Source organism: Streptomyces sp. NPDC127190 (genome assembly GCF_042672505.1).
In the GTDB taxonomy this organism is placed as follows: Bacteria; Actinomycetota; Actinomycetes; order Streptomycetales; family Streptomycetaceae; genus Streptomyces.
The window spans coordinates 407197-420229 of the sequence record NZ_JBHXVE010000003.1 but is presented as its reverse complement, the minus strand read 5'-3'; the positions used below and the strand labels follow the sequence as shown (position 1 = coordinate 420229).

12 protein-coding genes and 1 pseudogene are annotated in these 13033 nt (G+C 74.4%); 10 read left to right on the top strand and 3 right to left on the bottom strand.

All coding sequences use genetic code 11. The features are described 5' to 3' along the window. Positions 1–37 precede the first annotated feature (37 nt). From ACFVIU_RS07690 to ACFVIU_RS07675, 4 genes are all read left to right on the top strand, one after another. Positions 38–1054 (top strand): asparaginase, encoded by a 1017-nt coding sequence (locus ACFVIU_RS07690; protein WP_385841247.1) that lies wholly within the window; start codon positions 38–40, stop codon positions 1052–1054. A gap of 116 nt (positions 1055–1170) precedes the next feature. Next, entirely contained in the window at positions 1171–2109 is a 939-nt protein-coding gene (locus ACFVIU_RS07685; protein ID WP_385841246.1) for a glutaminase, read from the top strand. Positions 2110–2383: 274 nt separating this feature from the next. Further along, a complete protein-coding gene (mptB, locus tag ACFVIU_RS07680) occupies positions 2384–3787 on the top strand; it encodes a polyprenol phosphomannose-dependent alpha 1,6 mannosyltransferase MptB (protein ID WP_385841244.1) in 1404 nt (467 codons plus the stop codon). A gap of 5 nt (positions 3788–3792) precedes the next feature. Continuing rightward, a complete protein-coding gene (locus ACFVIU_RS07675) occupies positions 3793–5169 on the top strand; it encodes a glycosyltransferase 87 family protein (protein WP_385841355.1) in 1377 nt (458 codons plus the stop codon). 11 nt (positions 5170–5180) lie between these two features. Here the strand turns inward: ACFVIU_RS07675 and ACFVIU_RS07670 are convergent. Next, positions 5181–6059: pseudogene (locus ACFVIU_RS07670) on the bottom strand (D-alanyl-D-alanine carboxypeptidase family protein); the annotation flags it as partial. Positions 6060–6147: 88 nt separating this feature from the next. Then, positions 6148–7296 carry a transcription termination factor Rho gene (gene rho, locus ACFVIU_RS07665; RefSeq protein WP_385841243.1) on the bottom strand — a complete coding sequence of 383 codons (1149 nt, stop codon included), beginning with the start codon at positions 7294–7296 and terminating at the stop codon, positions 6148–6150. Positions 7297–7660: 364 nt separating this feature from the next. Between rho and ACFVIU_RS07660 the strand changes: the two genes are divergently transcribed. The 4 genes from ACFVIU_RS07660 (at position 7661) to ACFVIU_RS07645 (ending at position 11190) form a co-directional block, all read left to right on the top strand. Then, positions 7661–7879, top strand: a complete 219-nt coding sequence (locus ACFVIU_RS07660; protein WP_385841242.1) for a hypothetical protein — start codon at positions 7661–7663, stop codon at positions 7877–7879. 59 nt (positions 7880–7938) lie between these two features. After that, a complete protein-coding gene (locus tag ACFVIU_RS07655) occupies positions 7939–8655 on the top strand; it encodes an RNA polymerase sigma factor (RefSeq protein WP_385841241.1) in 717 nt (238 codons plus the stop codon). Continuing rightward, positions 8652–10124 carry a hypothetical protein gene (locus ACFVIU_RS07650; protein ID WP_385841240.1) on the top strand — a complete coding sequence of 491 codons (1473 nt, stop codon included), beginning with the start codon at positions 8652–8654 and terminating at the stop codon, positions 10122–10124. Before ACFVIU_RS07655 ends, ACFVIU_RS07650 begins: the two co-directional genes overlap by 4 nt. A gap of 166 nt (positions 10125–10290) precedes the next feature. Further along, positions 10291–11190 carry a hypothetical protein gene (locus ACFVIU_RS07645; RefSeq protein WP_385841239.1) on the top strand — a complete coding sequence of 300 codons (900 nt, stop codon included), beginning with the start codon at positions 10291–10293 and terminating at the stop codon, positions 11188–11190. Between the two features lie 58 nt (positions 11191–11248). On the opposite strand, the gene ACFVIU_RS07640 is transcribed toward ACFVIU_RS07645, so the two are convergent. Then, complete coding sequence (locus ACFVIU_RS07640; protein WP_385841238.1) at positions 11249–11647, bottom strand: nuclear transport factor 2 family protein; 399 nt, start codon at positions 11645–11647, stop codon at positions 11249–11251. 72 nt (positions 11648–11719) lie between these two features. Between ACFVIU_RS07640 and ACFVIU_RS07635 the strand changes: the two genes are divergently transcribed. Both ACFVIU_RS07635 and ACFVIU_RS07630 read left to right on the top strand, forming a co-directional pair. After that, positions 11720–12283: a PadR family transcriptional regulator gene (locus tag ACFVIU_RS07635; protein ID WP_385841237.1), complete on the top strand. Its 564-nt coding sequence runs from the start codon at positions 11720–11722 to the stop codon at positions 12281–12283. Positions 12284–12286: 3 nt separating this feature from the next. Next, the coding region (locus ACFVIU_RS07630; RefSeq protein WP_385841236.1) for a class I SAM-dependent methyltransferase at positions 12287–13033 on the top strand (747 nt) is incomplete at its 3' end.

Genomic DNA, 13033 nt, shown 5'->3' with positions numbered 1-13033 from the left:
CCCACCGGCGCTCTCCAACTCATCGATGCAGGCAGTGATGTACAGCAGTTCCCCCGCCGACGCGCCCGTAGTCCGCGAACCCCTCCACGCCCCCGTCGCCCACCTCATCCGCGGCGGGGTCGTCGAGGGCATCCACTACGGCTCGGTCGTCGTCCTCGGCGCCGACGGCCAGGTGCAGTTCCAGCTCGGCGACATCGAGGCGGCCTTCTACCCGCGCTCGGCGGTCAAACCCCTCCAGGCCGTGGCCATGGTGCGGGCGGGGCTGCCGCTCGACGGCGAGCTGCTGTCACTGGCCGCCGCGAGCCACTCCGGCGAGGAGCGCCACCTCGCCGGCACCCGGCGCATCCTGGAACTCGCCGGGCTCGCCGAGGACGACCTGCGCAACGTCCCCGACATGCCGTTCGACCCGGTCGTCCGGGACGCCTGGGTCCGCGAGGGCCGGCTGCCCTCGCGGCTCGCCCAGAACTGCTCCGGCAAGCACGCGGCCATGCTGTGGACCGCCCACCTCAACGGCTGGTCCCTCGGCGACTACCTCGACCCGAAGCACCCGCTCCAGCAGGCCATCGCCGAGATCGTCGAGGACCTGACCGGACAGCGCGTCGCCCGGGTCACCGTGGACGGCTGCGGCGCGCCGCTGTTCTCCATCTCCCTGCACGGCCTCGCCCGCGCCCTGTCCCGGATCGTGTCGGCCGCGCCCGGCACGCCCGAGGCCCGGGTCGCCGACGCGATGCGCGAGCACGCCGAGATGGCCTCCGGCACCGGGCGGGACGTGGCCGCGCTGATGCGGGCGGTGCCCGGACTGCTCGCCAAGGACGGCTTCGAGGGCGTCCAGGTGGCCGCGCTCCCCGACGGGCGCGCCATCGCGGTGAAGATCGCCGACGGGGCCAACCGGGCCCGCATCCCGGTGGCGGCCGCCGCGCTCGCGCGCGCGGGCGTCGACCCCGCACTGCTCACCGAGTTCGCGGGGGAGCCGCTGCTGGGCGGGGGCGAGCCGGTGGGCTGTGTGCGGGCCGTGCGGGCGCTGGACCCGGTTCCGGTCACCGCTTGCGCATAGCTGCGGTGGGAGCCCCGCTCGCTTCGGCGGGCGGGGCTCGTCTGACCTGTGACCTGCGGTAACGAGCGGATATCGGCCCCGTCGCGAGTGGGCTCCGGGGCCGGTCCGGAGGCACAATGGTGATCATGACAATGACGTCGTCCCTCACCTTCCTGCCGGTCCTGGAGCGCATCGCCGAGGAGATGGACCGCACGCCGGGCCGTGGCCGTCCCGCCGACTACATACCGGCCCTCGCCGCCTGCGACCCGCGCAGCTTCGGCATGGCGGTCGCCGAGCTGGACGGCACCGTCTACGGGGTGGGGGAGTGGCGCCAGCCCTTCTCCGCGCAGTCCATCACCAAGGTCTTCACGCTCGCCCTGGACCTGGCCCGCGAGGGCGACGAACTCTGGGAGCACGTGGGCCGCGAGCCCTCCGGCAACCCCTTCAACTCCCTGGTCCAGCTGGAGTACGAGAACGGCATCCCGCGGAATCCTTTCATCAACGCGGGCGCCCTCGTCGTCACCGACCGCCTCCAGACCCGTACCGGCGACGCGGCGGGCGAGCTGCTGGCCTTCCTCCGCGCCGAGAGCGGCAACCCGGGGCTGGACTTCGACAAGGACGTCGCCGCCTCCGAGACCGCCCACGGCGACCGCAACGCCGCCCTCGCCCATTTCATGGCGTCCTACGGCAACATCGACAACGACGTGCCGACCCTGCTCGACCAGTACTTCCGGCAGTGCTCCGTCGCCGCCTCCTGCGCCGACCTGGCCCTCGCCACCACCTTCCTGGCCCGGCACGGCATCCGCGCCGACGGCAGCCGGCTGCTCACCCGCAGCCAGGCCAAGCAGGTCAACGCGGTCATGCTGACCTGCGGCACCTACGACGCGGCGGGGGACTTCGCCTACCGGGTCGGCCTGCCCGGCAAGAGCGGGGTCGGCGGCGGGATCATCGCGGTCGTACCGGGCCGGTGCACGCTGTGCGTGTGGAGCCCCGGCCTGGACGAACGCGGCAACTCCGTGGCCGGAGTCGCGGCCCTGGACCGCTTCACCACCCTGACGGGCCTGTCGGTGTTCTGACGAACCTCGGTCGCTGTGCCCGCCCCCTCCCCCTCGTCGCCCTCGAAATACCGCCAGAGCTCCAGGTCGTCGTCGTCCACACGGATCCACGTCGGCCTACGGCCATGCCGGCGCAGGACACGGCCACGGAGGCGCCCCCACGCCGCAGCGCCCGGCAGCCGGACCGGTGGGCGGGGCCGGGCCGGGGCGCCCACCATGCACCGGCCACCCCGCCGCCCCCGTCCGGAGAGCTGCGCGTCGCCTCCCGGTCACCCCGCGTTGCCACGCTGCCCCGGTGTGGGCCAAGGCATTCCCCGTCGACCTCCGCCGCTGCCGGCTGCTGGGACTGGCCGGCACCGGCTGTCTCGCGCTGGGCGGTGAGACGGCCGGTGCGCTGCCGGTCGAGGACCTGCTGGACCCCGCCTCGGCCCGGGCCGCGCTCGGCCTGGTCGGGGTGTACTTCGGCGTCGTCCTGCTCACCGCGGCCTGGGTGCTGCTGGGCCGTCTGGTCCGTGGCCCCCGGCCGCCCGGCCCGCGCGCCCTGCTGCTGGTGCTCGCCGTCTGGGCGGCCCCGCTGCTGCTCGCCCCGCCGCTGTTCAGCCGGGACGTCTACAGCTACCTGGCACAGGGCGCCATGGTCGACGCCCATCTGGACGTCTACACCCACGGCCCCGCCCAGCTGGGCGGCCCGCTCGCCGACGAGGTGGCCCCGATGTGGCGGCACACCGGCGCCCCGTACGGCCCCGCCTTCCTGGCCCTGGCCTCCGCGCTGTCCGCTCTCACCCACGGCCGGCTGCCCGCCGGTCTGCTCGGCATGCGCCTGCTCGCCCTCGCCGGAGTGGCGCTCATGGCCCTCGCGCTGCCCCGCCTGGCCCGGCACAGCGGCGCCGACCCCTCCGCCGCGCTGTGGCTCGGCGCTCTGAATCCGCTGGTGCTGCTGCACCTGGTCGCGGGCGCCCACAACGACGCCCTGATGCTCGGCCTGCTCGGGCTCGGCCTGGTCGCCGCGCGGGGCCGCAGACCCGTGGCCGGCGCCGTGCTCGTCACCCTGGCAGCCCTGGTCAAGGCGCCCGCCGTGCTCGGCCTGCTCGCGGTCGTGGCCCTCCGGGTGCGCGCCGGGCGCCGCCCGCTGCCCGCCGTGCTCACCACGGCGGCCGCCGCCGCGGTGACCACCGTCGCCGCCACGGCCGTGGCCGGCACCGGCTACGGCTGGATCGGCGCCCTGAGCACCCCCGTCTCCCCGCACAACTGGGCCCTGACCAGCCTGCTCGGCCGCGCCACCGGCGCCCTGCTCAGCCGCCTCGGCAGCGGCCTCGCCCCGCTGGCGGTCCCCGCCTGGCAGCTGCTCGGCCTCGCCGCCACCGCCGTCGCCGTCGCCCTGATATGGCTGCGGCTGCGCCCCCGGCCGGTGTACGCGCTGGGGCTCAGCCTGCTGACCGTCGCCGTGTTCGGCCCGGCGCTGCGCCCCTGGTACGTGCTGTGGGGGCTGTTCCTCATCGCCGCCGCCGCGCCCAGCACACCGGTACGGCACCGGGGTGCCGCCCTGGCCGGTGTCCTCGCCCTCGCCGTGCTGCCCAGCGGCGGCCCGGCCGACACCGGGCAACTGCTGCTCGCGGTCTCCGGCGGGGCGCTCGGTCTGGTCGTGCTCTGGCAGGCCCACCAGGCGGCCCAGGCCCCGGCCCCGGGACGTACCGCATGATCCGGCTGCCGCAGCCCCGCACCGATCGGGGCCGTCTGCTGCTCGTGCTCGCCCTGGCCGCCGCGGTGACCGCCTTCACGGCGACCGTCCCGCTGCTGCGCGGCTTCTTCGACCTGCGGGTCTACTACGGGACCGTGCACACCTGGGTGGCGCACGGCGGCCGGATCTACGACTACCACGTGCCGGGCACCTCGTACGGCTTCACCTACCCGCCGTTCGCCGCGCTCGCCATGCTGCCGCTGGCCCCGCTCGGCCGCACCGCCGCCGTCGCGGTCTCCCTGCTGCTGAACCTCGCCGCGCTGGCGGCCGTCCTGGGGATCCTCGCCGGCCCGGACCGGCGCCGGTACGGCTGGTTCCGCTGGGCGCTGGCGCTGTGTCTGCTCGCGCTGTTCGAGCCGTTGCGGGACACCGTGAGCTTCGGCCAGGTCAACCTGGTCCTGCTCGCGCTCGTCCTCGGCGACGCCTGGCTGCTGGCGGCCGGCCGGGACCGCTGGGCGGGCGCCGGCATCGGGCTCGCCGCCGCGGTGAAGCTGACGCCCGCGCTGTTCATCGGGCTGCTGCTGCTCGCCGGGCGCCGGCGTGCCGCCGCCACCGCCGTGGCCGTGGCCGCCGCGGCGACCGGGCTGGCCGCCTGGGCGGACCCCGGGGCGTCCCGGTACTACTGGACCGACGCGCTCTGGCAGACCGGCCGGGTCGGCCGCCTCGACTACGTCTCGAACCAGTCCCTCCAGGGCGTGCTGGCCCGCCTCGGCGAGACCGGCCGCCCGCTGTGGGCGACGGCGGTCCTGCTCACCCTGTGCGTCTGGGCCCGGCGAACCCACCGGGCGGCCCGGGCCGGCGACTGGGCGGCTGCCTTCGCGCTCACCGGGGCGGCGGCCTGCCTGGTCAGCCCGATCACCTGGGTGCACCACCTGGTGTGGCTGCTGCCCAGCTTCGCCGTCCTGCTGCGCACCGGCCACCGGCGCGTCGCGGCGGCCCTGTACGCGGTGCTGTGCACCAGCGTGGTCTGGCTGTGGGTGGACGGCGCCACCGGGCCGGGCGGCTTCCTCGGCGGCAACGCCTACACCTGGATCACCCTGGGCCTGCTGCTCGGCCTGCCGGCCGGTCAGCCGCGCGCAGCCCTCCTGGCCCGCCGCACCACCGCCACCGCGCCCGCACCGAGCCCCGCGACGCCGAGGCCGACGCCGATGCCCGGCCAGCCCGGGTCCTCGTCCCGCGCCCCCGAGGTGGCCGCCGCGACCGGTACGGCCGGGGCGGCCGGCCGGGACACCGGCCGCAGCGCGTCCAGCGAGCCCACCGGATCCACCCGGCCCGCCGCCGAGAAGCCCCAGTCGAGCAGCGCGCGGGCCTCCTCGTACACCGTGAAGCCGCCGCCGGCCTGAGGGTTGAGCACCGTCACCACCAGGGTGCGCCCGCCCCGGCGCGCCGCCGCCACGAGCGTGTTGCCCGCATTGCTGGTGTAGCCGTTCTTGACCCCGATCAGCCCCGGGTACGGTGCCACCCCGTCCTCGCCGGTCAGCAGCCGGTTGGTGTTCTCGATCCCGTACGACGACCCGTCACCGGGGAACCGGGCGGAGGCGGTCGAGCAGTACCGGGCGAAGTCGGGGTTGCGCAGCCCCTCCCGCCCGAAGACGGCGAGGTCGTAGGCGGAGGAGACCTGGTCCGGGGCGTCGTAGCCGTCCGGGGACTCCACATGGGTGTCCAGGGCGCCGAGCGAGCGCGCCTTCTGCTGCATCCGCCGGGCGGTGACCTCCCAGCCGCCGCCCAGCGAGGCCAGCACATGCACGGCGTCGTTGCCGGAGCTGAGGAAGACCCCGCGCCACAGGTCGGCCACCTGGTAGCTGTGCCCCTCCTCGACCCCGACCAGGCTGCTGCCCGGGCCGACGTCCGCCAGTTCCTCGTAGCGCACGGTGTGCTGGAGCCCGCTCGGCAGCCGGGGCAGCACGGTGAGGGCGAACAGGGTCTTCAGCGTGCTCGCGGGCGGCAGCCTGCGGTGGGCGTCGGCCGCCGCCAGCACCTCCCCGCTGCCCGCGTCGGCGACCAGCCAGGACAGCGCCGAGACGTCCGGCAGCTCGGGCACGCCCGGGTGCGGCCGGACCTGGACGCCGGAGCCGTAGAGCAGGGAGGGGCCGGGCGTGGCCGCCCGGGGCGCGGGCGGCGCGGGATCCCCGGCGCGGCGGCCCGCGGCGGCGGCCGGGGCGAGCGCCAGCACACCCGCCACACAGAGGGAGCAGGCCGTCGTAGCCGCCCTGGAAGAAAGTCCGGTGATCATGTGATCAACGTAGGAACGGGGAGGGGTGGGTGCCGCGCCGGGCGGGCCGTTCGGCCCACAGGAGCAACCCGGACGACGCACCCGGACCTCAGCCGCCGGGGAGGGTCGGCCGGACCTGCCGCAGGAACGCGGCGTTGTCCGGGGTGGCGCGCAGCCGCTCCAGAAGGGTTTCCACGGCCGGTCCGCCCTCGCGCGAGCGCAGCGCCCGGCGCAGCCCGCGTACGGCCGTCAACTCGGCCGGGGAGAGCAGGAGTTCCTCGCGTCGGGTGCCCGTGGTGTCCAGGTCGACGGCCGGGAACACCCGGCGCCCGGCCAGCTCCCGGTCCAGCCGCAGTTCCATGTTGCCGGTGCTCTTCAGCTCCTCGAAGAAGTAGCCGTCGGCACGCGAGCCGGTGTCCACCAGCACGCTGGCGAGGATGGTGAGCGAGCCGCCCTCCTCGGCCTGCCGGGCGGCGCCGAAGAACCGCTTGGGGCCGAGCAGCGCGCCCGCGTCGACACCGCCGCTCAGGGTGCGGCCGCCGGCGGCGGAGGCGTTGTTGTGGGCCCGGCACAGCCGGGTCAGCGAGTCCAGCAGGACGACGACGTCCTCGCCGGCCTCGACCAGGCGCTTCGCCCGCTCGATCACCAGCTCGGCCAGGGCGATGTGCTCCTTCGCCGACCGGTCGAAGGTGGAGGCGTACACCTCGCCGCGCACCGAGCGGCGCATCTCGGTGACCTCCTCGGGCCGCTCGTCCAGCAGCAGCACCATCAGCCGGCACTCGGGGTGGTTGCCCGCCACGGCGGCCGCGAACTGCTGGAGCAGCACCGTCTTGCCGCTCTTCGGCGGGGCCACGACCAGGCCGCGCTGGCCCTTGCCGACCGGGGCGAGGAGATCGGTGACGCGTCCGGCGAGCCCGGCCGCCGGGTGTTCCAGTCGCAGGCGCGTGTGCGGGTGGAGCGGGGTGAGATCGCCGAAGTGCCGTCGGGCGCGGAGGTCCGCGGGGGCCCGTCCCTCGACGCGGGCGATCTCGGTCAGGGCGCGCTGGGCGCCGCGGACACCCTCGACGAGGTCGCCCCTGCGCAGCCCGTACCGGCGGATCAGCGCCGGCGGGACCTGTGGGTCGGCGGGCGAGGGCAGGAGGCTCGCGGTGGCCCTCAGCCACCCCTTGCCCTGGGTGTCGACGTCGAGGACGCCCGCGACGATCGGGGCGGCTGCGGCCTGCGCGCCGGCCGGACGGTGTTCGAGTGTGGTGGTCATGGTGGCTGGTCCTTTCACGGACGGAAGCAAGCAGGGGGAAGCGGGGGAGAAGAGGGAAGTGGCCGCGAGCGGGAGGCCTGACTGTGCCTCCGGGCGGCGGGAACGGCCCCTGGACGGGCATGGAAGCCCTGGTCACGAGAGGTGTTGATCAGAAGCCCGGGCCGGTCGTAAGCCTCGGCCGAGGGGCTGATGGAGAAGAAAGCGGCACCGGTGCCCGTACGACGGGGCACGCACATGCGCTGATCGCACTATACCGGTGACTCCGTGTCCGTCAACATACCGACGCCCGCATCCATTCCCGCGGCCGTAGCGCCGGTCGCCGCTTCCCCTTGCACGCTTTCGCGAGCGCAGCGCACTGAGGGGTATGAGCGAATCATCGACGCCGCCGCGGGACGCCTCCGCGGCAGAGCACGGGCCGACGGCGGAACTCCCGGGCCGTACGGCCGAGTTCGTCGCAGTGCTGCACGCGGTACCGGGGGTCACGATCGCGGTCTACGCGGCAACCCGCTCCGCCCTGCTGACCGTTGCTACCCTCGCGGTCGCCGCACTGCTGGGCCGGGGCTGGATCAGGCGTGGCCGGTAGGCCGCCCCGGCGGCGAACGACTCGGCTCGGCATGTGTCACTGGATCGGAGACCCCGCACTTGTCTCTCACCGACCCGCTTCCGGACCGCTTCGCGGCCTTCTGCCGGCGGGACCTTCCACGCCTGGTGCGCCATCTGAGGATGTCCGGGTACGACCAGGACCTGGCCGAGGACGCGGCGCAGGAGGCCATGATCGCGCTGCTCGAGGTGTGGGGGACCGGGCGCGTGGCCGATCCCGGGGCCTGGGTGCGGTGTGTGGCCGGGCGCAAGGCCGCCGCGGCGGTGCGCAGGGAGCGCAGGCTCCGCGAGCTGCACGGCCAGGCGGCGCTGGAGCTGGAGCTGTCGGTCCCCGCCGACCACGGCGACGAGGGCGCGATCGGTACCACGCTGCGCTACCTTCGCGCGCTGCCGCCGATGCAGCGGTGGGTCATGGCGTGGCTCTACGACGGCTACAAGTCGGCGGAGATCGCCGAGCACACCGGCCAGACGCCCGCGACCGTCAGATCGCACATCCGGCATGCACGCCGCTCCTTGCGGCCGCTGTGGGAAGCCGAGAACGCCGAGACCGCCGGGAACACCGAGACCGCCGGGAACACCGAGCGCGCCGGGAACACCGAGCGCGCCGGGAACACCGAGCGCGCCGGGAACACCGAGCGCGCCGGGAACGCCGAGACCGCCGGGAACGCCGAGACCGCCGGGAACGCCGAGCGCGCCGGGACCACCGGGCACGCCGGGAACACCGGGAACGCCGAGAGCAAGGAGGCCGACGGCCGATGAACGAGTCGGACCTGGCCGACGCGGCCGCCTTCGAGGGCTGGATCCGCCGGACGGCCGATCAGCTCGCCGGCACGGTGCTCCCGGAAGAGCGGCTGACGGAGATGATGACCGCGATCCGGGCCGCCGCCGAGAAGCAGGCGGGCAGCGCCGGGCACGCCTTCGAGCAGGTGCTGGAGCGCACCGGCACCGATGCCTTCGTCGCGTTCCGTGCGCTGGTGAGCAGGGTCAACCCCGAGGCGTCCAGGGCCCGCAGGCCGGCCGACCTCTACGGGGTGCAGGTCTTCGACGGGCTCGCACAGGACGAGGGTCGCCCGGGTGGCGGCGGGCAGCGGCGCGGGCACCTGACGGTCGTGCGCGACGAGCCACCTCCCGCCCCGGACCTCCGCCTGGCCTCGCCCGCGGTCGCGGATCTGCTGATGGGTACCCACCTCTACGGCGACCGGGGGGTGGCGCTCCGGGAGCTCTACCAGAACGCGGTCGACGCCTGCCGTTACCGCCGGGCACGCTACGAGTACCTGGCCCGCGCCCGGGGAGTCACCCGCGCCTACGACCCCGAGATCACCTTCACCCAGGGGCGCGATGACGCCGGGCGGCCGTTCGTGGAGTGCGTCGACAACGGCGTCGGCATGGGCGAGGAAGAGCTGCGGAACCTGTTCTCGCGGGCCGGGGCGAGATTCGTGGAGTCGGCCGGGTTCCGCGCGGAGTCGGCCAACTGGCAGCGGTGCGTCCCGCCGGTCGTGCTGCACCACAACAGCCGCTTCGGCATCGGCGTGCTCAGCTACTTCATGCTGGCCGAGGAGGTCGAGGTGACGACGTGTCCGATGGACCGGCACGGTGAGAGCGGCCCGGAGCTGAGACTCGCCGCCGACGGCCGCGGTTCGGCCTACCGCATCGTCCGCGCGCGGGACCGCGGGGAACCGGGGACGCGGGTCCGGCTGCTGCTGGACGAGCCGACGGCCTGCGGCGAGCCGTCCCTGGCGGCGGCGCTGGAGCGGGTGCTGGGCATCGCGGCCGTCCCCACCTCCTTCCGCCACGGGGACGACGTCACCTCCGTGTGGACACCCGGTGAGTTCCGCGGAGTGCGGGCCGCCGGGTGGACGGTTCCGTGTCTGGGGGGCCGGGTCCTGTGGTGCGAGGACGGTGGAGCGCTGCTGGTCGACGGCCTGGTCACGGAGGCGGAACTCGACCGCGGGCTCGCCGCGGACCCGGCCGGCGGAACGCTGCGCGGCGCGGTGGTCGATCTGCCGGCCACCACACCCGGGCTGGTGCTGTCGGTCGACCGCAGGCGGGTGGTGAGCGAGGTGTCGGCCACCGTCGAAGCACTGCTGAGGCAGGCGGCCGGCGAACTGGTTGCCGACCGGGCGGAGTTGGTGACGGCGACATGGCTGGAGCGCACGGCACGGCAGAGTCCGGCGGTGGCGGCCGTCGTGCGGGACGCTCTGGCCCGGCGGTCCGGCACATCCGGATGAGCCCTCGTGCACAAGGGCGGGCCGGGGCCCTGGCCGGGACCGGCCGCCCCGGCCCGTGCGGGGCAGGCGGGCGGCCGTGTCATGGATCCGTACCACATGTCCCCAGACCATAACGATCCCGGACTTCCGGGGACTTTACGCGTCGGCCATGCACTATCTTCGGGACATGTCCACGCCACCACAGCCCCCGCAGCCGGCCGGTCAGCAGCCTCCGCAGCCGCAGCAGCCCGCGCCGCAGCCGGGCGTCCCGGCCCAGCCGACGGCCTACCCCTATCCGAACCCGCAGTCGCCGCCGCCGGGGAACTTCTACGCACAGCCCACGCTGGTCGGCCAGCCCGGCCCGGTACCTCCGGGTCAGCCGCAGGCGCAGCCGGGCAACCCCTATGCCCAGCAGCCCCAGTTCGGCCCGGTGCCCGTCCCTCCGCCCGGTGGCGGCGGCAGCGGCGGGGCCGGGAAGGCGGTGCTGTGGGCGGTCGTGGGCGCGGTGGTCGCCTCCGTGGCATGGGCCGGCGGGGTCTTCCTCCTCGGCAAGGGCGACAGCGCCGACCTGCGCGGCTACAAGGCGCCCGGCAACCTGTGCACCGCCGGCGACTACTCGTCGTTCAAGAGCGAGTACCCGGAGGACGACTCCAAGCCGACCAAGTCGAACCTCAAGGACCCGGCCCTTGAGGAGAGTTATTGCAGCCTGGGGCTGAAGAAGAGCGGTTCGACGTACTCGGACGCCTATCTGTCGATGCAACTTGACCTGCACAAGAAGACCGACCCCGGGCCGGAGTTCACCGCGACCTGGAAGAAGTACGGCGACAGCCACAGCGGTTACCACGTCACCACCGTCGACGGCATAGGCGACGAGGCCTACCTCGTGGTGTGGGACACCACCAAGAACTCCTCCTCCGGCTCCCGGTACGTCACCCTCGCCGTACGCGAGGGCTGGACGACGTACCAGATGGGCTACAGCGCCTACCTCAGCTCCTACGACCAGGACAAGAACCCGCCCGCGCTCAGCGACGTGGAGGACTGGCTGAAGAAGGACACCAAGTCGACGCTGGACCAGCTGAAGGGCTGACGGACGGCATCGGACCGGGCCGGACCTCCGCGACGGGGCCGGCCCGGTGGCGTGCCGCTCAGACGGACCGCGCCCGCGCCTCCTGCGCGATCTGCTCGAACCGCGCTCCCATGGCGGCCGCCAGCGCCTGCGCGCCGGACAGCGGGCGGATCATGACCATCAGGTCGTCGATCAGACCGTCCTCGTTCACATGCAGGATGTCGCAGCCGGTCAGCTCGCGGTCGCCGACCCGGGCGGTGAAGACCAGCACCTGGTCGGAGCCGGCCGGGTCGCCGATCTCCCGGACGTACCGGAAGTCCTCGAACACCTGGACCACCCCGCGCAGGATCGCCGCGGTGATCGCCTTGCCCGGGTACGGCTTGAAGACCGCCGGGCTGCTGAAGACGACGTCCTCGGCCAGCAGCGCCTCGACGGCGTCCATGTCCCCGGCCTCCACGGCCTCACGGAACGCACGCATCCGCCCACCTCGCATACTCAACTATTTGAATAGGTGCGGGTGAGACTAATCAACGGCTGTTAGCCTGTCCACATGTCGCTCAAGTACGCCGTTCTGGCCGCCCTGCTGGAGGGCGAGGCCTCGGGTTACGAGCTGTCCAAGGTGTTCGACGTCTCCCTCGCCAACTTCTGGCCCGCCACCCCGCAGCAGCTCTACCGCGAACTGGAGCGACTCGCCCAGGACGGCCTGGTGCAGGCCCGCACCGTGCGCCAGGAACGCCGGCCCGACAAGCGGATGTTCACCCTCACCGAGGCCGGCCGCACCGAGCTGAAGTCCTTCGCGGCCGCACCTCCGAAGCGGCCCACCGCGGTCCGCGACGAGGTCCTCATCAAGATCCAGGCCATGGACGACGGCGACCCGGAGGCCACCCGGGCCCTGATCGAGGAGCGCAGGGGCTGGGCGCGCGGCAAACTGGACCGCTACCGGCGCGTGCGCGAGCGCCTGCTCGCCGGGCGTACCGAGGAGGAGTACCTGCGCACCGCCGACCGCGTCGGCCCGTATCTCACCCTGATGGCCGGGATCACCTTCGAGGAGGAGAACCTGCGCTGGTGCGAACGGGCGCTCGCGGTCGTGCGGCAGCGGGTGGACCTGGGCTGAGCGATGTTCGGTCCCGAAGGCCCCCGGCTGCGCGAACTGGCCGTGCAGGCGCTGTCGTCCGTCGAGCGCGGTTACGACCTGCTCGCCCCGAAGTTCGATCACACCCCGTTCCGCACCCCGGACCCGGTGCTGGAGTCCGTCGCGCGGGCCCTCGCCCCCCTCGGCCCCTTCACGGACGGCCTCGACCTGTGCTGCGGCACCGGGGCCGGCACCCGGATGCTGACCGGGCTGTGCCAGGGCAGCGTCACCGGGGTCGACTTCAGCGCCGGCATGCTCGACGTCGCCCGGCGACGGGTCACCGCCCCGGCCGGCGGGCCCGGCCTCGCCTGGGTGCGCGGCGACGCTCGTGCCCTGCCGTTCACCGCCGCCTTCGATCTCGTGGTCAGCTTCGGGGCGTTCGGGCACTTCCTGCCCCGCGAGCTGCCGGGCCTGTTCGGCCAGGTCCACTCGGTACTGCGGCCCGGCGGCCGGTTCGCCTTCCCGGTGCTCGCCCCGCCCCGCCCCTGGCACCCTGCCTCCTGGATGCTGCTCGGCTTCGACGCGGTGATGCGGGTGCGCAACGCGCTGTGGCGGCCGCCGTTCGTCATGTACTACCGGACCTTCCGGCTCGGCGACGTGTGCCGCGAGCTGACGCGCGCCGGTTTCACCGTCGAACTGCGCGCCCTGCCCGGGTTCGGCGGGGGGGCGGCGGGGGCGGCCCCCGCCCCCCCGCGGGGTGGGGGGCGCGGGGCCCCCCCCGCGCGCGCGCCA